The organism is Ruminococcus callidus ATCC 27760 (genome assembly GCF_000468015.1).
In the GTDB taxonomy this organism is placed as follows: Bacteria; Bacillota; Clostridia; order Oscillospirales; family Ruminococcaceae; genus Ruminococcus_C; species Ruminococcus_C callidus.
Genome location: NZ_KI260408.1, coordinates 84,425 through 109,820, shown reverse-complemented (window position 1 = coordinate 109,820; position 25,396 = coordinate 84,425). Strand labels below are relative to the sequence as shown.

Sequence of the window (25,396 nt, the reverse complement as noted above, 5' to 3'; positions counted from 1 at the left end):
TTGTGATTTTTCATAATATTCATTGACAATTCTACAGAAATCGTGTATACTAAATAGAGTATGCTCACAGGAGTGATAAAAGAAATCTTTGTGAACGCACTTTTGTGCTGGTGTACAGAAAATTGAACTTGTTGATATTTTCATATTAGCATGCTTCAAGTGAAAAGAGAGGAGTATTTTATCATATGCAATCAAAAACTACACAAGTCAAAAGCGGATTTGGATCCAAGCTGGGATTTATTTTAGCAGCTGCGGGCTCTGCTGTTGGATTGGGAAATATTTGGCGTTTCCCTTATCTTGCTGCGAAATACGGCGGCGGTATGTTCCTTCTGGTCTATTTGATCTTTGCGGTTACGTTTGGTTTTGCCCTGATGGCCACAGAGATTGCCATTGGACGGCGTACCGGAAAAAGTGTCATACAGGCATATTCAGATATGAACTGTCATTTCAAACCGCTTGGTTGGCTAGCAGGAGCGATTCCGGTAATTATCCTTCCCTACTACTGTGTGATCGGAGGTTGGGTGCTGAAATATCTGGTGATATTTACAACTGGTTCTGGAGCAAGTGCGGCCGGTGACGGTTCTTATTTCTCTAACTTTATCGGTCATGCCGGATCACCGATGTTGTTTTTTGCAATTTTCATTCTCCTTACCGCAGTAGTTGTTATGCTAGGTGTGCAAAAAGGGGTAGAGAAAGTCAGCAAGCTAATGATGCCGGTATTGTTGATTCTGATTGTAGGAATTAGTATCTATACGTTGACTTTGCCGGGAGCAATTGATGGATTGATCTACTATGTCAAGCCGGATTTCAACCAGTTTTCTATAAAAACAGTAATTGCCGCAGTAGGACAGTTGTTCTATTCTATGTCATTGGCAATGGGTATTATGATTACATATGGTTCTTACATGCGGAAAGAAGATAACATTGAAAGTTCTGTTCGCCAGATTGAAGTGTTCGACACTTTGGTAGCTTTTCTGTCTGGACTGATTATCGTTCCGGCAGTTTTTGTCTTTTCCGGTGGTGATGAAAATGCTTTGAATGCTGGTCCAAGTCTGATGTTTATCACACTCCCGAATGTTTTCAAGGAAATGTTGGGCGGACAGATCGTTGGTGCAGTATTTTTCTTGTTGGTGGTACTGGCTGCAATGACATCTTCCATTTCTTTGATGGAAACAGTTGTTTCCATTGTGGAAGAACGATTCCACTGGAAACGGATTCCCAGTTGCCTGATTGTTACCGGCATATCGTTTCTGATCGGTTTACTTTCTGTCTTTGGATATAGCATTTGGTCTGATTTCACTATTTTCCACATGCAGTTCCTGGACTTCTTCGACTATATTAGCAATAACATTATGATGCCGATTGTCGCATTGATGACTTGTGTGTTGGTTGGATTTGTTGTAAAAACAACTTTTGTAGAAGATGAAATCGAGAAGAATGCACGCTTTCGTGTGAAAGGTTTGTATCGTGTTATGATCAAATTTATCTGTCCGATTTGCATGCTGTTGATTTTATTCTCTGCTCTGTTCCTGAAATTGTAATTTCTATTTTTACGTGAAAAACGCTCTGGAAAGCGGATTAAACAAAGCTTTCCAGAGCGTTTCTATTTTTTGTTATGGAATGTATTTACTGAACAATCAGAATTACTGTTCCGTCCAAGTATCACTGAAAATGGCTTCTCCGTTAGTGTTAATTACATCGCGGTAGAAATAACCAGAATCCTTTATGGTACGCTTTTGTGTCTGATAATCCACGTGTACCAAACCGAAACGCTTATCATAACCGTCAGCCCATTCGAAATTGTCCATGACAGACCAGTACATGTAACCCATTACCTTTGCTCCGTCCTGCATCGAACGATACAGTTCCCGCAGATACCGTTTCATGAAATCAATTCGCTGCGGATCATGAACTTTACCGTCCAGCTGTACCCAGTCATGGCTTGCCATACCGTTTTCACTAAGCAGAATCGGTTTCTGATAGCGTTCATATAGGAACAACGGACTCCAGTACAGTACCTCAGGTGTTACCGGCCAACCCATTTGTGTTCTTGCACAGCCGATATAAGCGTTTTCTGCATAGCCAAATTCTGTTTCCGTAGCCTTGCTCTCATAAATATTGACACCGTAAAAATCGACCGGCTGAGAGATGATTTCCATATCCCCTTCCAGAATTTCCGGCATGTCGTTTCCAAGAATCCGATAAGCTTCTTCCGGATACTTGCCAAAGAAGATCGGATCTGCCCACCAAGCAAGTTCAAATGGGAAGCGGTTTTTAGTAAAAGCGAAACTCTTACGTTTTGCTTCTGCAATGGCTTCCGGTGTATTGCTTTCCGGTGTGCAGCAGGGTGTTGCAAAGGCAAATCCAACAGTTGGCTTCTGTTTTGCATACTTCCGGATCACCTGTACTGCTTTTCCGTGAGCCAGCAAAACGTTGTGTGTCATGCGAGTCAAGTCGTGTGCCTGATGCACCTCGAAAGGAGCAAATTTTCCAATGGCATAGCCGCAGCCGATGAATACTTGCGGTTCGTTAATGGTCATCCAATACTTTACACGATCAGACAGAGCATCGACTACGACTTTGGCATATTCAGCAAACCAGTCTGAGGAATCACGATTCAGCCAGCCACCCTTCTGATGCAGTGCCAGAGGATAGTCCCAGTGAAACAGCGTTACCAACGGTTCAATGCCGTTTGCCAGCAGTTCGTCTACCAAATCAGAATAGAACTGCAATCCCTTCTGATTTACTTTTCCAGTACCGTCCGGCAAAACTCTTGTCCAGCTGATTGAAAACCGGTAATTGCGAATGCCCATTTTTTTCATCATTTTCACATCATCTTTGAAGTGATGATAGTGGTCGCATGCAATATTTCCGTTTTCGCTGTGTGCCACATGACCGTCTTCCTGTGTGTAAGCATCCCAGACGTTTAAGCCTTTGCCATCGTCTTGATATGCACCTTCTACCTGATATGCGGCGGAAGCAGTTCCCCATAAAAAATTGTCCTGAAATTTCATATATAAACCTCCTAAAGTTGATAGATCAATGGTTGACAGATTGCCTGTTCTGTGTTATATTATATCTGTAACAATCCGTAAAATCTAGTACTATATCCTCGGATTCTTGTACTTTTTCCACTAATTTTCTCTGATTGTCAAAATGCAGAGAAAAAAAGAAACAGAGGTGTCGGAATTGGAAAAACAGAAATTTTATGAGAAGCGAAAACATGGTACCCCACGATTCCCTATGGAATGTTTTGTGACACGTGCAGATGGAAATCAACATTTTCTGGTACCGTTGCACTGGCACAGAAATATAGAAATTATGCAAATGTTGCATGGTACAGCAGTAATTACAATTGGAAATGAAACGTTTTCCGCAGTAGAGGGAGATATTTTCTGTATCAATCAGGAGGAACTGCACCGAATTGTTTCAGAGGATAATCAGTTAGTATATCGTACAGTTATTTTTCCGTTACAGGCATTGACTTTTTCAGAAAGCGATGCTGCTCAGACTTACTTGGAACAAATTGTACAAGGGGTACTGCGGTTTCCGGTACAAGTTACCAATGAAACTGAAAAATATTTTCTGCGTGAAACCTTGTATCAGATTCAAATTGCCGCGGAGCAAAAAAGTGTTGGGTATGAACTTATGGTAAAGGCACAGCTTTTGCAAATAATTGCACAAATGCTCTGCCAACATCAGATTGTTTCGGTGCAGCATTCCCCCAGTGAAAAAAGCAAACGCTTGAAAGAAATGTTGCATTTTATTCAGAGGCATTATGCTGCTCCTTTGACCATTACAGTTATGGCAGAGCAGTTTCATATGTCTGAAAAATATTTTTCCCGCTATTTTCGCATTGCTACAGGTCAAAACTTTACGGCATATTTAAACGCTGTCCGAATTGAAAAGGCACAGGCATTGTTACTGGAAACTGATGAAACTGTTTTAGAAATTGCTTTTTCTTGTGGGTATGAAAATGTTAGCTATTTCAATCGGGTATTTCGCAGGCAGACAGGGTATTCCCCATTGCAGTATCGCTCGATAGCAGTATCTTGACAAATTCATAAATAGTTTACAATACTACCTATTTACATTCTTACCCAAAAGGATTATAATAAAGGCAGCACAGCACAAGGTTTATTTGTCGATTTTGCACGCAATTTACCAAGTGCATCTTACGTACAAGCTTTGTGCAGTGTTGTTTGAAATTGGAAATCATGTAGCGGTGCACGATTGCAGCAACATGTATTTCCAGAAAGAATATTGTCAAAAGAGTTTGCTGGGAAATGCTCCGGAAACTCGTGTACACTGGAGGTATTTGTATCATGGGTAGATTTACATTGCCAAGAGATTTGTATCATGGCACAGGTTCTTTGGAAACATTAAAAACGCTGACTGGCAAAAAAGCAATCGTAGTTGTTGGCGGTGGTTCCATGAAGCGGTTTGGCTTTTTGGACAAGGCGGTGGCTTATTTGAAAGAAGCCGGCATGGAAGTGGAGCTGTTTGAAGGCGTTGAACCGGATCCTTCTGTAGAAACCGTAATGAAGGGTGCAGAAGCAATGCGGAAATTCCAGCCGGATTGGATCGTTGCCATGGGTGGTGGCTCTCCGATTGACGCTGCAAAGGCAATGTGGGTATTCTATGAGTATCCGGATACTACATTTGAAGAAATCATTACACCGTTTAGCTTCCCGACATTGCGGACAAAGGCAAAATTTTGTGCAATTCCGTCTACATCGGGTACTGCGACAGAAGTAACTGCATTTTCGGTAATTACGGACTATCACAAGGGTATTAAGTATCCGTTGGCTGACTTTAATATCACGCCGGACGTTGCCATTGTAGATCCGGAACTGGCAGAAACTATGCCGAAAAAGCTGGTTGCACATACTGGTATGGACGCTATGACACATGCGATTGAGGCATATGTATCCACCCTGCACTGCAATTATACTGATCCGTTGGCACTGCATGCAATCAAGATGATTCACAACAACTTGAAGAAGTCTTACGACGGAGATATGGAAGCTCGTGCGGCAATGCATGATGCACAGTGCTTGGCTGGTATGGCATTCTCAAATGCACTGTTGGGTATCGTACACTCTATGGCACACAAGACTGGTGCGGCTTATACCGGCGATCACATCATTCACGGTTGTGCCAATGCAATGTATCTGCCAAAGGTCATCAAGTATAATTCGAAAAATGAAGAAGCTGCAAATCGGTACGCAGAAATCGCATCCTTTATTGGTTTGTCTGGTGCAACAACAGAGGAAAAAGTTGATTCGTTGATTGCAGAACTCCGTTCCATGAATGACCAGTTGGATATTCCGCAGGGCATTAAGAATTACGGTAAGAGCGGCGTAAAGGCAGATACTTCTATCATTGATGAAAAGGAATTTTTGGAAAAGCTGCCGGAAGTGGCAAAGAATGCTATTGCCGATGCCTGCACTGGTTCCAATCCGCGTCAGCCCTCTCAAGAGGAAATGGAAAAGCTGCTGAAAGCTTGCTACTACGACACGGAAATTGATTTCTAATTGATATATATCTATAATGAAATGCAAAAAGCACTTGTACAGTATTCTGTACAAGTGCTTTTCTTATATGATACTTACTAAAGTCATGATTTACGCGAACAGGCTCTTGCCAGTCATTTCTTCTGGCTGCGGCAGTTCCATTGCCTCTAGCATTGTCGGAGCAATATCTGCCAAAACGCCGCCTTCGCGAAGCTTGCAATCCTTGCCAACTACGATAAACGGTACCGGATTGGTAGTGTGTGCAGTGAACGGTGTGCCGTCTGCTTCCAGCATCTTGTCAGCATTGCCGTGATCAGCGGTGATGAATGCGATACCGTCCTTTTTCATGATTGCATCAACCATGCGACCAACACAAGTGTCTACTGCTTCTACAGCCTTGACTGCGGCATCAAAGACACCGGTATGACCAACCATATCGCAGTTTGCATAATTCAGAATGATGACATCATACTTATCGCTGTTGATTGCTTCAACAACCTTATCCGTTACTTCGTATGCACTCATTTCCGGTTTCAGATCGAAAGTCGGAACGTCAGGGCTCTTGACCAGAATGCGGTCTTCTCCGTCAAAGGTCTGTTCTCTGCCGCCGTTGAAGAAGAATGTAACGTGTGCATACTTCTGTGTTTCTGCAATACGAAGCTGTGTCTTGCCGCACTTACTCAGGTATTCACCCAGTGTCATGTGCAGATCTTCCGGCGGATATGCAACGGAAACGTTCGGCATGGATGCATCATACTGAGCCATGCAAACGAACTGTACCGGAAAATAACCGTTCTTTCTCTCGAAGCCGTTGAAATCCGGATCTACGAAGCAACGTGTCAGCTGTCTTGCACGGTCCGGACGGAAATTGAAGAATACCATGCTGTCCCCTGCCTTAACAGTGCCGTCCTTTTCCAGAACGGTCGGCAGCATGAATTCGTCGGTAACATCGTTAGCATAGCTGTCCTCGATTGCCTTCACCGGATCAGCAGTGGTCTGCACACCCTCGCCCAGAACCATTGCATCATATGCCTTTTCTACACGATCCCATGCATTGTCACGATCCATTGCATAATAACGACCAGAAATGGTGGCAATTTTACCAACGCCGATTTCATTCAGCTTGGCAACTGCTTCCTTCATGAAACCAGCGGCAGATGCTGGCGGTTCGTCACGGCCATCCAGAAATGCATGTACATATACCTTGGACAGACCCTTTTGCTTTGCCATTTCCAGCAGTCCGTACAGGTGAGAAATGTGGCTGTGCACGCCGCCCGGAGAGAGCAGACCCATCAGGTGCAGAGCAGTTCCTTTTTCTTTGCAAGTGTCCATTGCTGCGGAAATTGCAGGATTTTCGAAGAACTTGCCGTCCTCAATATCCTTTGTAATCTTTACTAGCATCTGGTAAACGATTCTGCCGGCACCAATGTTGGTGTGACCAACTTCCGAGTTGCCCATTTGACCGTCTGGCAGACCAACGTCCAGCCCGCTGGCACCGATCAGGGTATTCGGGCCCTGCATATATTTGTCCAGATTTGGCTTCTTTGCTGCGTGGATTGCATTGCCGTAATCACTGGGATTATGACCAAAGCCGTCCATGATAATCAATGCAACAGGTTTTTTGCTCATGTTGTATTTCTCCTTTTCTTCCAAAAAGGCAGCACCGTGCAGTCACCTTACGGCTCTGTACGGCACTGCCTGATTGCGTATTGGATAAAGGTAACACCCGTTTTATTATATGGTATTGCCTAAAATTTTAGCTTACTTAGAAGCTTCTGCCAGCAGTACGCCGAACTTTTCAGCAACCAGAGAAGCACCGCCGATCAGACCACCGTCGATGTTTTCCTTTGCCAGCAGTTCTGCACAGTTCTTTTCGTTCATAGAACCGCCGTACTGAATGGTCATACCGTTTGCAATTGCCTGATCGTACAGAGAAGCAACAGTTGCACGGATAAATGCACAAACTTCTTCAGCCTGTTCTGCAGTAGCAGTCTTACCAGTGCCAATTGCCCATACCGGCTCATAAGCGATAACGATATTCTTTACCTGATCTGCAGTCAGACCGTGCAGAGCAACCTTTACCTGCTTTGCAACAACTTCTTCTGTGATGCCCAGTTCCCGTTCTGCCAGTGTTTCACCAACGCACAGAATAACGGTCATGCCAGCTTCAATTGCAGCAGTAGTACGCTTATTTACAGTTTCATCGGTTTCGCCGAAGTACTGTCTACGTTCAGAGTGACCAACGATGACATACTTTACGCCCATTTCGGTCAGCATATCAGCGGAAATTTCGCCGGTGAATGCACCACTCTTTTCGAAATGTACGTTCTCTGCACCAACTTCGATATTTGTGCCCTCAGTCAGGGACAGTGCGGTTTCCAGATTGGTAAACGGTACACAAATGATAACACCACAGGTCTTGTCAGCTGCGATCGGCTTCAGAGCGTTGATCAGCTCTGCTGCTTCCTTGCGGTTCTTGTTCATCTTCCAGTTGCCGGCAATAATTGCCTTTCTCAGTGCCTTGTTCATGACAAATTCCTCTTTTCTGATGATTCTGATGCTTCTGCATCTGTAATATAATCCCCTTCTTCGTGGGATTCCTTGTTGTTGCTTCCATTATAGCTGCCGATGACGATGCCTTTGGAAAAAGGCATACAGAGCATTCCAATCGCCAGACCGCAAAAAGCACCCAGTGCAAATGCAGCAGCCGGATTCAAAAACGCATTTTTGACAGAATCCTGCACTTCCCATTTTTTCATGGTATCATTCCTTTCCCAAGACAGCACAAACGGAGGTTTCCATTTTCACAGAATCCTCCTGTTTGCAGCAGCACAAAACAGCTGCGTTCTTATTTTGATTAGTCCTTGTCAGCGATTGCTGCAACGCCCGGCAGAACCTTGCCTTCCAGATATTCCAGAGATGCACCGCCGCCAGTGGAAATGTGGCTCATCTTGTCTGCGAAGCCCAGCTGCATTACTGCTGCTGCGGAGTCGCCGCCACCGATGATGGTGGTCGCATCAGTATCTGCCAGAGCCTGTGCAACAGCAACAGTACCCTTGTTCAGAATCGGGTTTTCGAATACGCCCATCGGTCCGTTCCATACAACAGTCTTTGCAGTCTTAACTGCATCTGCAAACAGAGCCTGTGTCTTTTCGCCAATATCCAGACCCATTCTGTCTGCCGGAATCTTGTTGGAATCATAGGTAACAACTTCGATTGCAGCATCGATCGGGTTCGGGAATTCAGAAGCAGTTACGGTGTCTACCGGCAGCAACAGAGCCTTGCCGTTTGCCTTTGCCTTTTCCAGCATTTCCTTGCAATAGTCGATCTTGGTGTCATCTACCAGAGAAGTACCAACTTCATAGCCCTGTGCCTTCAGGAAGGTATAAGCCATACCGCCGCCGATAATCAGGGTGTCGCACTTTTCCAGCAGGTTGGAGATAACGTTCAGCTTATCTGCAACCTTTGCACCGCCCAGAATTGCAACGAACGGGCGAACCGGATTTTCAACAGCATTGCCGAGGAACTTGATCTCCTTCTGCATCAGATAGCCGACAGCAGTTTCCTTTACGAATTCTGTTACGCCGACAGTGGAGCAGTGTGCTCTGTGTGCACTGCCGAATGCGTCCATAACAAATGCATCAGCGATAGAAGCCAGATCCTTGCTGAAGGATTCGATGTTCTTGGTTTCTTCCTTGCGGAAACGAGTGTTTTCCAGAACAACGATCTCACCGTTCTGCATCTTGTCTACAGCAGTTCTTACAGTATCATCTACAACAACATCAGACGGAACAAAAGTAACCTTTGCGGAAACCAGTTCAGCCAGACGAGCAGCAGCAGCCTTCAGAGAGAACTTTTCCTCCGGACCATTCTTCGGCTTGCCCAGATGAGAGCACAGAATTACCTTTGCACCTTCAGAAACCAGCTTGTTGATGGTCGGCAGTGCTGCCTGAATACGGTTATCATTTGTGATAACGCCGTCCTTCATCGGAACATTGAAGTCCACGCGAACCAGAACACGTTTGCCGGTCACTTTCAGATCGTCTACAGATACCTTGTTTAACTCTGCCATTTGTTTGACATCCTTTCTGCGATAGACTGCATCGTGAAAGGGAAATTCATATATTATCCGATACAGCCTGAAATTTAACGATTTTTCTGAAATGCGGTTGGTGCATTTCATACAGTTTTATTATACACCATTTCACAAAAATTTGCAAGCTTTTCCGTGAGATTTTCTAAAAAGCCCAAAATCTATTGTGGGAAAATCTGATTTTTTTGGAAATCCGCCAGTTTTGCGGGAAAATTTGCAGGTGGATTGACTCTCTCCAACGTTTCCCTTAGTTTTCCAGATACGGCTTGAGGTACTTGCCTGTGTAAGAATCTGCACAGGCTGCTACCTGTTCCGGTGTACCGCTGACTACGACGGTGCCGCCGCGGTCGCCTCCCTCTGGTCCGAGATCTACGATCCAGTCTGCCACCTTGATAACATTTAGATTGTGTTCAATTACTACAACAGTATTCCCAGTATCAGTCAGACGCTGAAGTACTTCGATCAGACGGTGTACATCGGCAGTATGCAGGCCAGTAGTCGGTTCGTCCAGAATATAAATGGTTCTTCCGGTGGGACGTTTGGAAAGTTCTGTTGCAAGTTTGACACGCTGTGCTTCCCCGCCGGAGAGCGTGGTTGCCGGCTGACCGATTTTCAGATAGCCCAGTCCTACTTCCTGCAGCGTTTTCAACTTTCGGGCAATTTTCGGGTGATTTTCAAAGAATACCACGCCTTCATCTACTGTCATTTCCAGTACATCATAAATAGACTTTCCCTTGTACTCTACCGCCAGCGTTTCTCGATTGTAGCGTTTTCCTTTGCAGACTTCGCAGGGAACGTAAACATCTGGCAGAAAGTGCATTTCAATTCGCAGGATACCGTCGCCCTGACATGCTTCGCATCTGCCTCCTTTGACATTGAAAGAGAATCGTCCTGCGGTATAGCCCTTGGCTTTGGCATCATTGGTTTTGGCAAACAGTTCCCGAATGTCGGTAAATACACCGGTATAGGTTGCTGGATTGGAACGAGGTGTCCGTCCAATCGGAGACTGGTCAATGTCAATGACCTTGTCCAGAAACTCCGTTCCCTCCATGCTGTCAAAATCTCCGTGGCGGGTTCTTGCACGGTTCAGCCTTGCCGCCAGATATTTATACAAAATCTCGTTGACCAGCGAGGACTTTCCAGAGCCGGAAACACCAGTTACACAGGTAAATACACCAAGAGGAATGGAAACATCAATGTTTTTCAAGTTATGCTCTCTTGCACCATGAATGGTTAGCATATTTCCGTTTCCGGTACGGCGTCCCTTGGGAAGCGGGATTTTTCGCTGCCCGCTGAGATATTGACCGGTAATCGATTTTTCGCAGGCAAGCAATCCCTGAACATCACCGGAATAGACAACATTTCCTCCGTGAATTCCTGCACCGGGACCGATGTCTACCACATAGTCTGCTGCCAGAATGGTGTCATCGTCATGTTCTACCACGATCAGCGTATTGCCCAAATCCCGCAGACGTTTCAGCGTATCAATTAATTTATCGTTATCCCGCTGATGCAATCCAATACTGGGTTCGTCCAGAATATACAGTACGCCCATTAGATAGGAACCGATTTGTGTTGCCAAGCGGATACGTTGGCTTTCGCCGCCGGAAAGCGTACCGGCATTGCGGGAAAGTGTCAGATATTCCAGTCCCACATTATTCAGGAATCCCAGTCGTTCCCGAATCTCCTTTACGATTCGTGCGGCAATAAATTGCTCCCGTTCTGTTAATTGCAGCTGAGCAAAGAAGTCCAGTGCTTTTGTAACGGAAAGTTCAGTCAGATCGATAATGTTTTTGTCACCAACTGTAACCGCCAGTACTTCCGGCTTCAAACGTTTGCCGTGGCACACCGGACAAGCTACATCACTCATCACACTGCTGATTTCTTCCTTTGCCCATTCCCCGCCGTCTGCGAATCGTCGTTTCAGATTGGGAATTACACCTTCAAACGGAGCACGGAATCCCTCAGTTCTGCCGCCGGCTGTGGTGCGATGCAGAAACAGTGGATCTTCTTTTGTGCCGTACAAAAATAAGTTCAGCTGTTCCTTGGAGAGTTCCTTTACAGGAACATCTAAAGAAATGCCGTATTTTTCGGAGATTGCCTGATAATACATCATAGCAATGGAATTGTCGTCCAGACTATTCCACCCCACTGCCTTAATAGCACCCTGACGAATACTCAAGTCACGATTCGGAACCACCAGCTTCGGATCAATTTCCTGAAATACGCCCAAACCGGTACAGTGCGGACACGCTCCGAATGGATTGTTGAAAGAGAACATACGAGGAGTCAGTTCTTCGACGGAAACGCCATGTTCCGGACAAGCATAACTTTGTGAGAACAGCATTTCTTCTCCGCCAATCACGTCTACAACTGCTAATCCCCCTGTCAAAGCGAGCACTGTTTCCAGACTGTCAGTCAGTCGCGGACGGATTGTCGGCTTTACTACAAGTCGGTCTACAATGATTTCAATGGTATGCTTTTTATTTTTTTCCAGCGTGATTTGCTCAGACAAATCGTATTGATTTCCATCTATGCGAACGCGAACATAACCAGACTTCTTTGTCGTTTCTAATGCTTTTAGATGCTGCCCCTTCTTCCCGCGGACAATGGGTGCCAGAAGTTGAATTCGTGTTCCCTCCTCCAGTGCCAGAATGCGGTCTACAATTTCATCAACAGACTGCTGTTTAATTTCTCTGCCACAGACAGGACAATGAGGAATGCCGATACGGGCATAGAGCAGACGGAGATAATCATAGATTTCAGTTACGGTTCCCACTGTGGAACGCGGGTTTTTGGAAGTGGTTTTCTGATCGATGGAAATTGCCGGCGATAAGCCTTCGATGCTGTCCACATCAGGCTTTTCCATTTGTCCCAGAAACTGCCGTGCATAAGACGAGAGACTTTCCATATAGCGACGCTGTCCATCTGCGAAGATGGTGTCAAATGCCAGAGAAGATTTTCCGGAGCCGGAAAGTCCGGTCATGACTACCAGTTTATCCCGTGGGATCTCCACATCAATATTTTTCAGATTGTTCGCTCTTGCACCGCGTACAACAATTTTATCCAACATGAATTATTGTTCCTCCTCCAGCTTTTTGATTTTATCCCGCAGATATGCGGCGTGTTCGAATTCCAACAATTTTGCAGCTTCTTTCATCTGGGCAGTCAGCTGTTCGATCAATGCACGTTTTTCTTTGCCGCGTAACTTCTTGCCAGTTGTTTTCTTTTCCACTTCTGTTTTTGTGGTAATTTCAATGACATCACGCACATCTTTTTGAATGGTTTTCGGAATGATGCCGTGTGCTTCATTATAGGCTTGCTGCTTGGCACGACGGCGTTCTGTTTCTGTGATTGCCCGTTCCATAGAACCGGTTATCTCGTCGGCGTACATGATAACTTGTCCGTGTGCATTTCGTGCGGCACGTCCGATTGTCTGGATCATAGAGGTTTCACTTCGCAGGAACCCCTCCTTATCCGCATCCAGAATGGCTACCAGAGAAACTTCCGGAATGTCCAGCCCTTCACGGAGCAGGTTGATGCCAACCAGCACATCAAATTCTCCCAGCCGCAGATCGCGGATAATTTCCATACGTTCTACAGTATCTATATCATGGTGCAGATACCGAACCCGAACGCCCATACGTTCCAAATAAGCCGTCAGGTCTTCTGCCATCTTTTTAGTCAGTGTTGTAACAAGTACACGCTCATTTTTTTCTGCACGGAGATTGATTTCTGAAAACAAATCTTCAATCTGTCCGTCTACCGGACGCACAGTGATTTCCGGATCCAGCAAACCGGTGGGGCGAATCACCTGTTCTACGGTCTGTACAGAATGCTCTTTTTCAAATGGTCCGGGGGTTGCACTGACATAGATTGCCTGATGCACATGGCTGTAGAATTCCTCGAAATTCAGCGGGCGGTTGTCGAACGCACTGGGCAGCCGGAATCCATAGTCCACCAGCGTTTGCTTTCTGGCTCTGTCGCCGGCGTACATGGCACGAACCTGCGGCAGTGTCACATGACTTTCATCGACCACCAATAGAAAATCTTCCGGAAAGTGATCTAACAACGTATAGGGTACACTGCCTGCCGGTCTGCCGGCTAATACACGAGAATAGTTTTCGATGCCGCTGCAAAAACCGATTTCCTCCAGCATTTCCATGTCGTACTGTGTACGCTGTTGGATTCGCTGTGCTTCGATCAGTTTGTGATTGGCGGAGAACCACGCCACCCGTTGCAGCATCTCCTGACGTATTTCTTTGACAGCTTTGGTCACTTTTTCGCTTCCCACAACATAATGCGATGCCGGCAGAATTGCCGCATACTGCATGGTTGCTGTAACTTCTCCGGAAACCACATTGATTTCGCAGATGCGGTCAATTTCATCTCCGAAATATTCTACGCGAATTGCTTTGTCAGTGGAAGATGCCGGAAAGATTTCTACTACGTCGCCGCGAACGCGGAATTTATTGCGGACAAAATTGATGTCATTTCGTTCATATTGAATTGCAACTAGTTGGTCAATCAGTTGATCTCTGGACTTTTCCATTCCCACACGAATAGAAACCATCATGGAACGATATTCTTCCGGACTGCCCAGGGAATAGATACAGGAAACGCTGGCGACAATGATGACATCTTTTCGCTCTGCCAGTGCCGCTGTGGCACTGTGCCGCATTTTGTCGATCTCGTCATTGATCGAGGAGTCTTTTTCGATATAGCTGTCCGTGCTGGGAATATAGGCTTCCGGTTGATAGTAATCGTAATAGGACACAAAATATTCTACGGCATTATTCGGGAAAAATTCCCGAAACTCTGAACAAAGCTGTGCTGCCAGAATTTTATTGTGAGCCAACACCAGAGTCGGTTTGTTCACCTGTGCGATGACATTGGCAATGGTGTACGTTTTACCGGAACCGGTAACGCCCAGTAAAGTCTGCTCGTGGTCACCGTCCCGAATTCCCTGTACCAGTTTGGCAATCGCTTCCGGTTGGTCACCGGTAGGCGAAAATGGTGCATGCAAATCAAAATGATCCATTTGGTTCCCTCCTTCAAAGCATTTTATGAATCGCTCCAGCCCATGACTTGCCGCATGGAAATTGTATCTCCCTGTTTTCCCAATACAATATGATCCAACAGTTGTATTTGCATACTGTCCATTATCCGCCGCAGCTGTTGGGTGGCAAACAGATCAGCATCAGAAAAGGCTGCCTGTCCCTGCGGGTGATTATGTGCCAGCACTACACGGCTGCTCCGCATGCGTATTGTACATTCCACAATGCGATGTGTATCCAGTGCGGCTCTTTGTGCAGTGCCGGTGGAGATTGTTTCGCAGTGCAGCAAATGCAAGTGCTCGTCCAGACAGAGCAGAAGCACCTTTTCTTCCACTGTCGCGGAAAGTTTTGCCTGCACATAGGCACACAATTTTTGTGTGCTGTCTAACGCAACATGTTCCCGCAGTTTATCCAACTGGTACTGCTGGCAAAGCTGCGGAAGCAACTTCAGAAATATGGCTGCGTTTTCGCTGATGCCATTGATACGTTTTAAATCCTGTATATCCGCGTCCAGCACACCGGAAAGTGAATGAAACTCTGCAATCAAATCATGTGCAATGGGATTTGTGTCTACTCGCGGCAAAGCATAGAATAGCAACAATTCCAGAATCTCGTGTGGCTGAAAACTTTCCAAGCCGCTTTTTTGAAAACGAAGCCGCATGCGTTCCCGATGACCGGCATGACTGTGTTTTTTCTTGGAAACAGCAGTATCCGAATTCGAAACGTTCCGCTTGTCCGCAGGTTGTTTCAGATTCTGGATTTCTTTTTTAGACTGTTCCATGATAAAGCCTCCTATCATCAGGTAAAATACAAGGCAACACTACACAAAGCTGTCATATTGCCAAAAAATCTGACTACGCATCTTACACACAAGCTTTGTACGGTGTTGCCATAAAAATTCATGTGTGCACGCTTATAGCCCTTTTCTTTTAAGCAAAAATATGCTATAATAGAATCAATAACAGAAAAAGGAGTGCTGCTTTCGCAGCAATTTACAACCATGAGAGAATTTTGCATACAGGAAAACGACAGCGACCAGCGTCTGGATCGCTTTTTACAAAAAACGTTGCCGGAACTGCCAAAAAGTCTTTGCTACAAGTGGATTCGTACCAAGCACATTAAAGTGAATCGAAAACGCTGTACACCAGATCAGCGGTTGGTGACCGGCGATGTGGTGACACTGTTTGTCAGCGATTCTTATTTTGCTATCAAAACAGAAGAAGAACGCAGTGGTGTTCCGGAATTTTTGCAGGCACCGAACCAACTGGAAATCCTCTACGAAGATGAGCGAATTTTGCTGGTAAATAAGCCAGTTGGTCTGGTGGTGCATTGTGACAGCCGACAGATTCCGGATACTCTTATCAATCGCGTACTGCACTATCTGTACGAAAACGGTGCATATCAGCCGGAGCAGGAACAAAGTTTTACACCGGCACTCTGCAATCGTTTAGACCGAAATACTGGTGGCATTGTCATTGCTGCCAAAACTGCTGCGGCACTGCGGGAAGTGAACCGTTTGATTCGTGAAAACAAGGTACACAAAAAATATCTCTGTGTCACTGTCGGTACACCAAAGGAGCGGAAAGCGACGCTTTACGGCTGGCATAAGAAGTCAGCCAGCCATAATACAGTCACGGTTCGTGACACACCGGAAGAAGGATTTCAAGAAATCATCACTGGTTATGAGGTGCTTGCTTCCAATGAACGTCATGCATTACTTTCAGTGGATTTGATTACCGGCAGAACGCATCAGATTCGTGCACATCTGGCACATATTCACACGCCGATTCTGGGAGATACCAAGTATGGCAACATGCGGGAAAACCGTGCCTGCCGCTGTAAGCATCAGTTGCTGTGGGCATATCAATTACAGTTGGAAACAGATGCGGATTCTTGCCTTGCCGATTTGAATGGATTGACAGTGCAGACACCGCCACCGCCGTTCATGACAAAAGAATTTCCCAAAGTACAGCTTTAAACTGAATCCAGTTGCAAATCAAGGCAACAGTATACAAATCGTATGCTGTTGCCTTGATTTTTTAGAATGTATTCTCATGAAATAGAAAATGCATTCTATCATGTGCTTTCGAATGTGTGATTATGCATTTAGCATTTTGGTGACAATTTCCTTGACAATACCCGGATTTGCCTTGCCCTTAGATGCCTTCATACACTGACCGACCAGATAGCCCAGTGCATTGGTTTTTCCGTTTTTGTAATCGGTTACAGACTTTTCGTTTTGAGCCAGTACGTCCTTTGCCAGCTGTTCCAAGAAGCCGGTGTCCGAATTCTGCTTCATGCCCTTTTCTTCGATAATGGCAAGCGGATCCTTATCTTCTTTTACAATTACAGCAAACACTTTCTTTGCAGAAGCGTTGGAGATAACGCCTTTTTCCACCTGCTCAATCAAAGAAGTCAGATGTTCTGGTGTCAGAGCTGTTTCTTCAATAGACTTTCCGGTTTCGTTGGTATACTTTGCAATATCTGCCAGAATCCAGTTGCTGATGCTCTTGGGCTTGCAGGTGCCCAGTGCAACGCAGGCATCGAACATCTTAGAACGAGAAATGTCTTCTGCAATCAGTGTGGCATCTGTCTGGGAAAGACCGAAGTCGAAAACATACCGCTGCAGCTTTACATTCGGCAATTCCGGAATACTTTCCTTCAGTGCCTGAATCTTTTCTTCCGGCACTACAATGGTCAGCAGATCCGGCTCCGGGAAATACCGGTAATCCTGAGCATCTTCCTTTGAACGCATAACAATGCTCATACCCTTGACATCGTCCCAACGACGGGTTTCCTGTGCAATGGTACCGCCGGCTTCCAGAATTTCTATCTGGCGTTTTGCCTCATATTCGATGCCGCGAACAGCTGCACTGAAACTGTTGACATTTTTCATTTCACAGCGGGTACCAAATTCGGTTGCACCTTTTTCACGAACAGAAACATTGACATCGCAGCGAATGGAACCCTCCTGCATCTTGCAGTCTGAAATGTTCAGATACTGCAAAATTGATTTGATGGTTTCCAGATATGCCTTGGCTTCGGCACTGCTGCGAATATCCGGTTCGGATACGATTTCGATCAGCGGCACGCCGCAGCGGTTCAGGTCGACCAGGGAACCAGAGAAAGACTCGTCATGCAGCAGCTTTCCGGCATCTTCTTCGATATGGATACGGGTTACGCCAATTCTCTTCATCTGTCCGTCTACCATAACGTCCAGATAACCCTTTCCGCAAAGCGGTACTTCTGCTTGAGAAATCTGGTATGCCTTCGGCAGATCCGGATAGAAGTAATTCTTTCTGTCCTGTTTGCAAACACCGTTGATCTGGCAGTGCATAGCATGTCCCATTTTGATTGCATATTCTACCACTTTTTCATTCAGTGTCGGCAATGTACCCGGCATGCCCATGCAGACAGGGCAAACCTGTGTGTTGACTTCCAGACCAAATGCGTTACGGCAGTTGCAGTAAATTTTAGATTTGGTATTCAGTTCTGCGTGGACTTCCAGTCCAACGACAATTTCATAATCTTTCATTGATTTCTTCCTCCTGCTCAAAGGGTTTCTGCAATGGCGTGAAATCCGCCGACCAGCTGTTCATAACCATATGCTGCGTTCAGAATGGTCTGTTCTGCAAACTTGTTACCGATCAGCTGCATACCCAGCGGCAGACCGGAAGCAGACTTTCCGCAGGGAACACTGACAGCCGGCAGACCTGCAATGTTGACAGTGACTGTGCAGACATCGCTGTAGTACATTTTCAACGGATCACCAATATTTTCACCGATCTTGAATGCGGCAGAAGGTGCAGTTGGTGTCAGAATTACATCACAATCCTGAAATGCTGCTGCAAATTCCTGACCGATGCGACGCTGTACCAGTTTTGCTTTTTTATAGTACGCATCATAGAAACCGGAACTTAACACGAATGTGCCCAGCATAATCCGACGCTTTACTTCATCGCCAAAACCTTCACTTCTGGTCTTTTCATACATGTCTGTCAGACCATCATAATTTTCTGCACGGAAGCCATACTTTACACCGTCAAATCTTGCCAGATTGGAAGAAGCTTCAGCAGAAGCAATGATGTAGTAAGTATTGATCGCATATTCTGTGCTGGGGAGAGAAATTTCCTTTACAGTAGCACCGTTCTGCTCCAGCAGCTGGATCGCAGCATGCACAGCAGTCTTGACTTCTGCATCGATACCCTCACCGAAATATTCTTTCGGAACACCGATACGCAGACCCTGTACGTTGCCGTTCAGATTGTCATACAGATTAGTGTATGTCCGATATGCAGAAGTGGCGTCCATGTTGTCATGTCCCTGAATCAGGCTTTGCAGCAGGGCAACATCTTTGACCGACTTTCCGAACGGACCGATCTGATCCAGAGAGGAAGCAAATGCCACCAGACCATAACGAGAAACGCTGCCGTAGGTCGGCTTCAGTCCTACAACACCGCAGAGGGAAGCAGGCTGACGAATCGATCCGCCGGTATCTGAACCCAGTGTGAGGATTGCTTCACCGGCAGCTACTGCTGCGGCACTGCCGCCAGACGAACCGCCTGGTACGCACTCCAGATTGTGCGGATTATGTGTAGTGTGGAAATAGGAAGTTTCCGTGGAAGAACCCATGGCGAACTCGTCCATGTTCATCTTACCGGTGATCACCATTCCAGCTTCACGAACCGGCTGCATTACTGTTGCATCAAAAGGCGGCACATAGTTTCCAAGCATTTTGGAAGAACAGGTAGTACGAATTCCTTTAGTGGAAATGTTGTCTTTGATGCCAATTGGAATACCAGCCAGCGGGTGCAGTTCTTTTCCGGCAGCACGTGCATCGTCTACTGCCTTTGCCCGATCCAGACAATCTTCGCAACGTGTTACATAGGCACCGACAGCAGATTCTTTTTCTTCGATACGTTCCAGAACGTCCTGCGTCAGTTCAACTGCACTGCATTCTTTTTTTTGCAGCATTGCAGACAGTTCTGCGGCATTTTTCTCATACAGCTTCATGTGTATCTCCTCCTTATTCTACCGTTTTCGGAACAACCAGACAGCCAGACTGTACCACTGGTGCATTTGCCAGCATTTCTTCACGGCGGAATTTATGTTCCACCGCAACATCTTCCCGCAATTTCATGGGGTGTTCTGCGTCCAGTGTCAGTTCGTCTTCCACGTCCGGCAGACGGTCTACCATATCTACAATGGCAGCCATATCTTTTTCAAACTTGTCCATTTTCTCCGGCTCGATATGCAGTCGGGAAAGTTTTGCAATATGTGCAATATCAATTTTCATGGTTATCGTTCCTTTCACAGAGCACGCAAGAATCTATTTTGTTTCTGCGTTCTCCAAAATTTTCTGACGAAATTCTTCTTCGCTAAGAACCGGAATACCCAGTTCGTTTGCCTTGTCCAACTTGCTGCCGGCGGCTTCTCCTGCCACCACAAAAGTTGTCTTTTTCGAAACACTGCCGCTGACTTTTCCGCCGTAACGCAGCACCAATTCTTTGGCTTCACTGCGTTTCATAGTAGAAAGCGTTCCGGTCAGTACAAAGGTCATACCGGCAAAGCGATGATCTTCTACCACCGTTCCGTGGTAGGTCATATTACAGCCTGCTTCCCGCAGGTGTGTAATCAGTTGAAGCATATGCGGCTCTGACAGTGCTTTTACGACACTTTCTGCCATGGTTTCTCCGAAACCGTCAATTTCCTGTATTTCCTCTGCCGTTGCGTGCAGCAGTGCGTCCATAGTTGGAAATCGTTCACAGAGCAATTTTGCCGCACGGGAACCAATGCCGCGAATACCCAGTGCGAACACCAGACGATCCAAAGAATTTTCTTTAGAAGCGGCAATGGCACGAACCAGATTTTCCGCAGATTTTTCTGCAAAGCGTTCCAGTTCGGTCAGTTCCTTTTTTGTTAGTGAATACAAGTCTGCCACAGAATGCACCAGACCATTTTCCTGCAAGGCAGCCAGATTCTGCGGTCCCAGTCCGTCGATGTTCATGGCATCTTTGGAAACGAAATGGATCATGCGTTTCATCAACTGTGCCGGACAATCTGGATTCGGGCAGCGAATGGCAGCTTCTTCCGGATCGCGTACTGCCTGCGTATGACACACCGGACAAGCATTGGGCAGCTGATACGGTAAAGCTCCTTCTGCATGACACTTGACACGAAGTACTTCCGGAATGATCTCCCCTGCCTTACGAACCACAATGGTATCACCCAGACGAATATCTCGTTCGGTGATAAAATCCTGATTGTGCAGAGTGGCACGTGCTACTTCGGTTCCGGCAAGTTGTACCGGATCGAAAATTGCCACTGGTGTAATCACACCGGTTCTCCCTACACTCAACTGTATTTCCCGCAGTGTGGTTTCTTTTTCTTCTGGCGGGAACTTGAAAGCGGCTGCCCACTTCGGGACTTTTGAAGTCGCTCCCATTTCTTCTCGCTGTGCAAAGGAATTCACTTTGACAACTACGCCGTCTGTGTCATAGGCGTAATGCAGCTTGGCTTCACCGATTGCAGCAATTTCCGCACGAATTTCCTCTGCGGTTCGTAAAGGTTTGCTGTGTGGAATAACTGTAGGGAAGCCTAACTTCCGGAGATACTCTAACGATTCAATGTGTTCTGAAAGAATTTCTCCGTCGATCTGCTGGATGTTGAAAATCCAGATATCCAGACTGCGTTGTGCAGTGACTACGGCGTTTTTCTGCCGCAGTGAACCAGCGGCTGCGTTGCGGGGATTTTTTGCCGGTGTTTCTCCGTTCAGTTCCTGTTGCTCCACTAATGCAGCGAAACTTTTTCGCGGCATATATACTTCGCCGCGGACTTCCAGAAATGCCGGAGCGTGTTCCAGCTTCTTGGGAATGTTGGCAATCGTCATGAGATTTGCTGTTACATCTTCCCCTACAAAGCCGTCCCCGCGGGTGGAACCACGAGTGAATACGCCATTGGTATATTCCAGCGATACGGATAATCCGTCGATTTTCGGCTCTACGCTGAACTCTGGATTCTCCAGTTCCTCCTGACACTTTTGTACAAAAGCGTTCATTTCTTCATAGGAAAATACGTCCTGCAAGCTCATCATCTGTACGGTGTGCGGCACCTTTTCAAATGTGCGGGACGCTGTTCCGCCAACGTGTTTGGTTGGCGAATCGGCTGCGGCAAACTGAGGATACTGCTGCTCCAATGTTTCCAGTTCCCGTAGAAGCATATCGTATTCATAGTCTGTTACAGACGGGGCATCCTGTACATAATATTCTTCGTTATAGCGTTCCAGCCGCTGTTGTAATTCCGCCATACGCTGTTTTGCTGTTGCTTCGTCCATTCGGTCACACTCCTTGTGTGGCAGAGCCACAGAAAGCGGCTCTGCATTTTTTTTGGCACACAATTTATTATACCACAAAAACGCGTCATATGCTAGACCTTTTACAAATATTTCATGCTTTATTCTCTGAAATCCTGTTTTTCGCCAGAATCCAACGTGCTTTCAAATTCCATGTAGGAATCCGGCACGGTTCCGACAATTAAAGTTTCCGAGAGAAGACATGCATAGGTGGTTTTTGTTGTGGTCTGTGCGAAGGGAATGGCTGTCTGTACTTCCGCAGTTACCTCTGCTCGTATGGTGTGGCAAGTTTGGTTGATGCCGGCAGATTCTATTGTACTGATGAGTTTCACGGAAGCATGCCCTACCGGCAGAAGCCGCACAGAAACGTGCGGACCCCGTCCGGCAAAAATCCAGACTCCAGATGCAGTTCCCAGAGAAACCTCAAGTTCTGCATCACGGCACTGCTCCAAGTGCTGCTGTACGTTGCGGTAGATTGCAGATTGCAGCCGATTGATCTGGTCTGTTCGGGTTTCCATTGTAGTGACATTGCCGGCGGCATCGTATGTCAGTTCAGCAAAGCTGACATTTTTCATCTGTTGATCTTGCAACACTTCTGCAATGCTGTCTGCCATTAGTCCGGCGGTAAACTGTTTGGTTTCGCTTTCACAAACTGCACAGAGATTGGGACGGATCGCATGGTCTATGCGAAGCAGAAATGCCAGCAGTAAGCATATAGCCGTTCCAAAAAGGAGCAGGGAACGGATATGAGTACGGCGTTTCCGGTAAACTTGTTTTCGCATGTGAGAAACCCCTTTGAAATAAGGAACGGGCGACAAAACTGCCGCCCGTTTGCCTGTACGCGTTGGATAAGATCAAAGGCAACACCACATAAAAATTGTGCAAAGCCCTTAGGCGAGCTCTGGGCGGTGTTGTCTGTTTATTCCAATGTAGAATTTTCGTCGTTTTCTGTTAGTTCATTGCAGCCGCAGCACTTCTCTTTGGGAATGGTGTCCAGTGCCGACGGTGAAAATTCTTCTGCCGGAAACCGAATCTTGTCAAAAACAGCACAGGGAGATTCGGTGTCGGTATGACATTCCTTTGCGGGAATGGTGTACTCATACGTGGGCACCAGAATGGTTACGGGACGAAAAACTTCTACAACCGAGAAAAGTCCCAGCGTCATAATAACTGTGCGAACTGGTGTTGTGCCGTCAGAGCCGCAAACAGAACCAATTCTGGCTTCCAATGCGATAGGAGCAACGACCTGTACAGCTGCTGTGGGCAGATTTACAGTTTCACAGCAGGCATTGGTATCTCCCAGCTGTTCTTCGCTGCTGAAAAATGTCTGAGTGTTGCTTTCACCGCCGTAGAGAATCGCATTTTTGCTGGCATAGGCTGTTCCGGTCAGGAGCACAGGACTGCTGCATGCCCGTTCATATGCCATGAATTCTATCCGAAACGTATAGGTCAAGTCAATAGAATAGAACCCGCGGTTGAACGGTACTGGTTCAATATTCATGCAGATGTCGGACACACGAACGCACCGGCTTTTGACCATTGTAATATTCTCCGGCAGTGCTCCTCCGTCCATGAGAATCTGGATATTTGAGAAACAATCTCTGTCGCTGCAGCTGTCAAACACGCGGTTGACTTTGATCGGAACTGTATTTGCACACGATTCCGGCAAAGAATGATGCTGGTTCATAGCGAAACCTCCTTTTATCACTGTCAAGCATGATAAATGCTTCTCTACAGTGTATTCAGGAGTTCTCCCATTTGTGACTATCCGTCCAAAAAATAACCGCACAGGATTTGTCCTGCACGGCATTTTTCGACTTGGATTAAGAAAGAGCCTGTTCTGACAGATTTGTATGCATATCTTATATATGCAGCTATATGTAGCGTTTTCTAAAATGTCAGTCTTCTTCGCTTTGGTACATTTCATTGAAAAAGCAGCTGTATGAGCCGGTATGGCATGCCACACCGGTCTGCTTGACATTCAGCAAAAGCGTATCATTGTCGCAGTCGCTGTAAATAGAAATGACTTTCTGTAAGTGCCCGCTGGTGGCACCCTTGTTCCAAAGTTCCTGTCTGGAACGGCTCCAGTACCATGTGTATCCGGTTTCCAGTGTTTTCCGTAAGCTTTCCCGATTCATGTATGCCAGCATCAGTACGGTTTTAGTATCCACATCAAATGCGATTGCCGGAATCAGTTCACCTTTCTGGAAATATTTGTCCAGATCGTTGATGTCAATTTTTATCATGTGAAGTGTTCTCCCTTTTTAATTTGGCTTCTACAAAAGGAATTGTCAGCAGAAGTACAAGTGTCTGTACGCTAATCATTCCCGGTATCAAAATGGCGGCAATTTTTTTGGAAAAGAACAGACAGCTAAAACTAATAATCGCAGAAAGAATCAGCGAAACTGTTCCGATCATCAGCCAAAGCTTGCCGCAATACTGATTGGCAAGTTTCCATGTATCTGCATTTTTCGTTGCATTTGTGGTGCGATAGCCAATCCAGCTATTGATTTTCTTTGGTGTGTGGTATCGCATGCACCAGCCACCTATCAGTTGAATAATAGGAATACAAAGTACGCAGAAAATGAGAAAAATCATAGTGCAATGTTCTCCTCAAATCGTTATCGCATAGGAATTCCCTTTGCACGGCAGTCTGCCTTGACTTCCTGTACAGTCAGTTCGCGGAAATGGAACAACGATGCTGCCAGTGCTGCGGAACAACCAGTTTTCAGAAATGCTTCTGCAAAGTCGGACAACTTTCCGGCACCGCCGCTGGCAATAACCGGAATTTGTACAGCATCACAAACCGCCTTCAGCATTGGTAAATCAAATCCGCCGCGAACACCGTCTGTGTCAATGGAGTTCAGGCAGATTTCTCCGGCACCCAGCTGTTCGCACTGTTTTACCCAGTCGATCAAATCCAAGTGCATGTCTACACGGCCACCGTTAATGAAAACTGTCCATTGATTTTCGCCGACTTTCTTGGCATCAATTCCCACGCAAATGCACTGGCAGCCGAAAATGTCTGCCCCGTCTTTGATAAGCTGAGGATTTTGCACTGCCTGTGAATTGACAGAAACTTTATCTGCACCGGCACGGAGTGTTTCACGAATGTCATCGACGGTTTTAATGCCGCCGCCAACGGTCAGCGGAACGAAAACTTTTTTTGCTGTTTCCCGTACCACGTCCAGCATCACGCCTCTGCCCTCGTAAGACGCAGTAATATCGTAAAAGACAATTTCATCTGCACCCTGTTGGTTATAGGCGTAGGCACATTCTACCGGATCGCCAACATCTTTGATTCCCTCAAAGTTTACACCTTTGACCACTTTTCCGTTTCGCACGTCCAGACAAGGAATAATTCGTTTTGCCAGCATAT

Annotated in this window: 21 protein-coding genes; 4 read left to right on the top strand and 17 right to left on the bottom strand. The window is 46.1% G+C overall.

What is annotated here, in order from left to right:
• The first annotated feature begins 185 nt into the window (after positions 1-185).
• Positions 186-1,541 (top strand): sodium-dependent transporter, encoded by a 1,356-nt coding sequence (locus tag RUMCAL_RS08175; RefSeq protein WP_021682257.1) that lies wholly within the window; start codon positions 186-188, stop codon positions 1,539-1,541.
• Positions 1,542-1,643: 102 nt separating this feature from the next.
• Here RUMCAL_RS08175 and RUMCAL_RS08170 read toward each other — a convergent pair whose 3' ends face one another.
• Positions 1,644-3,014, bottom strand: coding sequence for a GH1 family beta-glucosidase (locus RUMCAL_RS08170; RefSeq protein WP_021682256.1), 1,371 nt, complete (start codon positions 3,012-3,014; stop codon positions 1,644-1,646).
• 175 nt (positions 3,015-3,189) lie between these two features.
• Between RUMCAL_RS08170 and RUMCAL_RS08165 the strand changes: the two genes are divergently transcribed.
• Both RUMCAL_RS08165 and RUMCAL_RS08160 read left to right on the top strand, forming a co-directional pair.
• The gene (locus RUMCAL_RS08165; protein WP_169726001.1) at positions 3,190-4,056 is read left to right on the top strand and encodes an AraC family transcriptional regulator; all 867 of its coding nucleotides are present in this window, start codon (positions 3,190-3,192) and stop codon (positions 4,054-4,056) included.
• Between the two features lie 269 nt (positions 4,057-4,325).
• Positions 4,326-5,537, top strand: a complete 1,212-nt coding sequence (locus RUMCAL_RS08160) for an iron-containing alcohol dehydrogenase (protein WP_040647574.1) — start codon at positions 4,326-4,328, stop codon at positions 5,535-5,537.
• Positions 5,538-5,627: 90 nt separating this feature from the next.
• On the opposite strand, the gene gpmI is transcribed toward RUMCAL_RS08160, so the two are convergent.
• The 7 genes from gpmI to RUMCAL_RS08125 form a co-directional block, all read right to left on the bottom strand.
• Positions 5,628-7,145 (bottom strand): 2,3-bisphosphoglycerate-independent phosphoglycerate mutase, encoded by a 1,518-nt coding sequence (gpmI, locus tag RUMCAL_RS08155; RefSeq protein WP_040647572.1) that lies wholly within the window; start codon positions 7,143-7,145, stop codon positions 5,628-5,630.
• Positions 7,146-7,277: 132 nt separating this feature from the next.
• Positions 7,278-8,045 (bottom strand): triose-phosphate isomerase, encoded by a 768-nt coding sequence (gene tpiA, locus RUMCAL_RS08150; RefSeq protein WP_021682251.1) that lies wholly within the window; start codon positions 8,043-8,045, stop codon positions 7,278-7,280.
• The gene (locus RUMCAL_RS08145) at positions 8,042-8,275 is read right to left on the bottom strand and encodes a hypothetical protein (RefSeq protein ID WP_021682250.1); all 234 of its coding nucleotides are present in this window, start codon (positions 8,273-8,275) and stop codon (positions 8,042-8,044) included. The genes tpiA and RUMCAL_RS08145 overlap by 4 nt, the downstream gene beginning before the upstream one ends.
• 98 nt (positions 8,276-8,373) lie before the next feature.
• Entirely contained in the window at positions 8,374-9,588 is a 1,215-nt protein-coding gene (locus tag RUMCAL_RS08140; protein WP_040647570.1) for a phosphoglycerate kinase, read from the bottom strand.
• A 268-nt stretch (positions 9,589-9,856) separates the two neighbouring features.
• Positions 9,857-12,682 carry an excinuclease ABC subunit UvrA gene (uvrA, locus tag RUMCAL_RS08135; RefSeq protein WP_021682248.1) on the bottom strand — a complete coding sequence of 942 codons (2,826 nt, stop codon included), beginning with the start codon at positions 12,680-12,682 and terminating at the stop codon, positions 9,857-9,859.
• Between the two features lie 3 nt (positions 12,683-12,685).
• Positions 12,686-14,650, bottom strand: a complete 1,965-nt coding sequence (uvrB, locus tag RUMCAL_RS08130) for an excinuclease ABC subunit UvrB (protein ID WP_021682247.1) — start codon at positions 14,648-14,650, stop codon at positions 12,686-12,688.
• A 23-nt stretch (positions 14,651-14,673) separates the two neighbouring features.
• Positions 14,674-15,447 carry a JAB domain-containing protein gene (locus RUMCAL_RS08125; RefSeq protein ID WP_051343749.1) on the bottom strand — a complete coding sequence of 258 codons (774 nt, stop codon included), beginning with the start codon at positions 15,445-15,447 and terminating at the stop codon, positions 14,674-14,676.
• A gap of 219 nt (positions 15,448-15,666) precedes the next feature.
• On the opposite strand from RUMCAL_RS08125, the gene RUMCAL_RS08120 reads away from it, so the two are divergent.
• Positions 15,667-16,644 carry an RluA family pseudouridine synthase gene (locus tag RUMCAL_RS08120; RefSeq protein WP_021682244.1) on the top strand — a complete coding sequence of 326 codons (978 nt, stop codon included), beginning with the start codon at positions 15,667-15,669 and terminating at the stop codon, positions 16,642-16,644.
• 120 nt (positions 16,645-16,764) lie between these two features.
• On the opposite strand, the gene gatB is transcribed toward RUMCAL_RS08120, so the two are convergent.
• From gatB to hisF, 9 genes are all read right to left on the bottom strand, one after another.
• Positions 16,765-18,201: an Asp-tRNA(Asn)/Glu-tRNA(Gln) amidotransferase subunit GatB gene (gene gatB, locus RUMCAL_RS08115; RefSeq protein ID WP_021682243.1), complete on the bottom strand. Its 1,437-nt coding sequence runs from the start codon at positions 18,199-18,201 to the stop codon at positions 16,765-16,767.
• Between the two features lie 17 nt (positions 18,202-18,218).
• The gene (gene gatA / locus RUMCAL_RS08110) at positions 18,219-19,679 is read right to left on the bottom strand and encodes an Asp-tRNA(Asn)/Glu-tRNA(Gln) amidotransferase subunit GatA (protein ID WP_021682242.1); all 1,461 of its coding nucleotides are present in this window, start codon (positions 19,677-19,679) and stop codon (positions 18,219-18,221) included.
• A gap of 13 nt (positions 19,680-19,692) precedes the next feature.
• Positions 19,693-19,962, bottom strand: a complete 270-nt coding sequence (gatC, locus tag RUMCAL_RS08105) for an Asp-tRNA(Asn)/Glu-tRNA(Gln) amidotransferase subunit GatC (protein WP_021682241.1) — start codon at positions 19,960-19,962, stop codon at positions 19,693-19,695.
• A gap of 33 nt (positions 19,963-19,995) precedes the next feature.
• A complete protein-coding gene (ligA, locus tag RUMCAL_RS08100) occupies positions 19,996-21,999 on the bottom strand; it encodes an NAD-dependent DNA ligase LigA (RefSeq protein ID WP_021682240.1) in 2,004 nt (667 codons plus the stop codon).
• Positions 22,000-22,118: 119 nt separating this feature from the next.
• On the bottom strand, positions 22,119-22,799 hold the full coding sequence (gene yunB, locus RUMCAL_RS08095; RefSeq protein ID WP_021682239.1) for a sporulation protein YunB: 681 nt from the start codon (positions 22,797-22,799) through the stop codon (positions 22,119-22,121).
• Between the two features lie 137 nt (positions 22,800-22,936).
• A complete protein-coding gene (locus tag RUMCAL_RS08090; RefSeq protein ID WP_040647568.1) occupies positions 22,937-23,704 on the bottom strand; it encodes a hypothetical protein in 768 nt (255 codons plus the stop codon).
• 211 nt (positions 23,705-23,915) lie between these two features.
• Entirely contained in the window at positions 23,916-24,263 is a 348-nt protein-coding gene (gene hisI, locus RUMCAL_RS08085) for a phosphoribosyl-AMP cyclohydrolase (RefSeq protein ID WP_021682237.1), read from the bottom strand.
• Positions 24,250-24,615, bottom strand: coding sequence for an SdpI family protein (locus tag RUMCAL_RS08080; RefSeq protein ID WP_021682236.1), 366 nt, complete (start codon positions 24,613-24,615; stop codon positions 24,250-24,252). Before RUMCAL_RS08080 ends, hisI begins: the two co-directional genes overlap by 14 nt.
• Positions 24,616-24,638: 23 nt before the next feature.
• Positions 24,639-25,394, bottom strand: a complete 756-nt coding sequence (gene hisF, locus RUMCAL_RS08075; protein WP_021682235.1) for an imidazole glycerol phosphate synthase subunit HisF — start codon at positions 25,392-25,394, stop codon at positions 24,639-24,641.
• Positions 25,395-25,396: the final 2 nt, after the last annotated feature.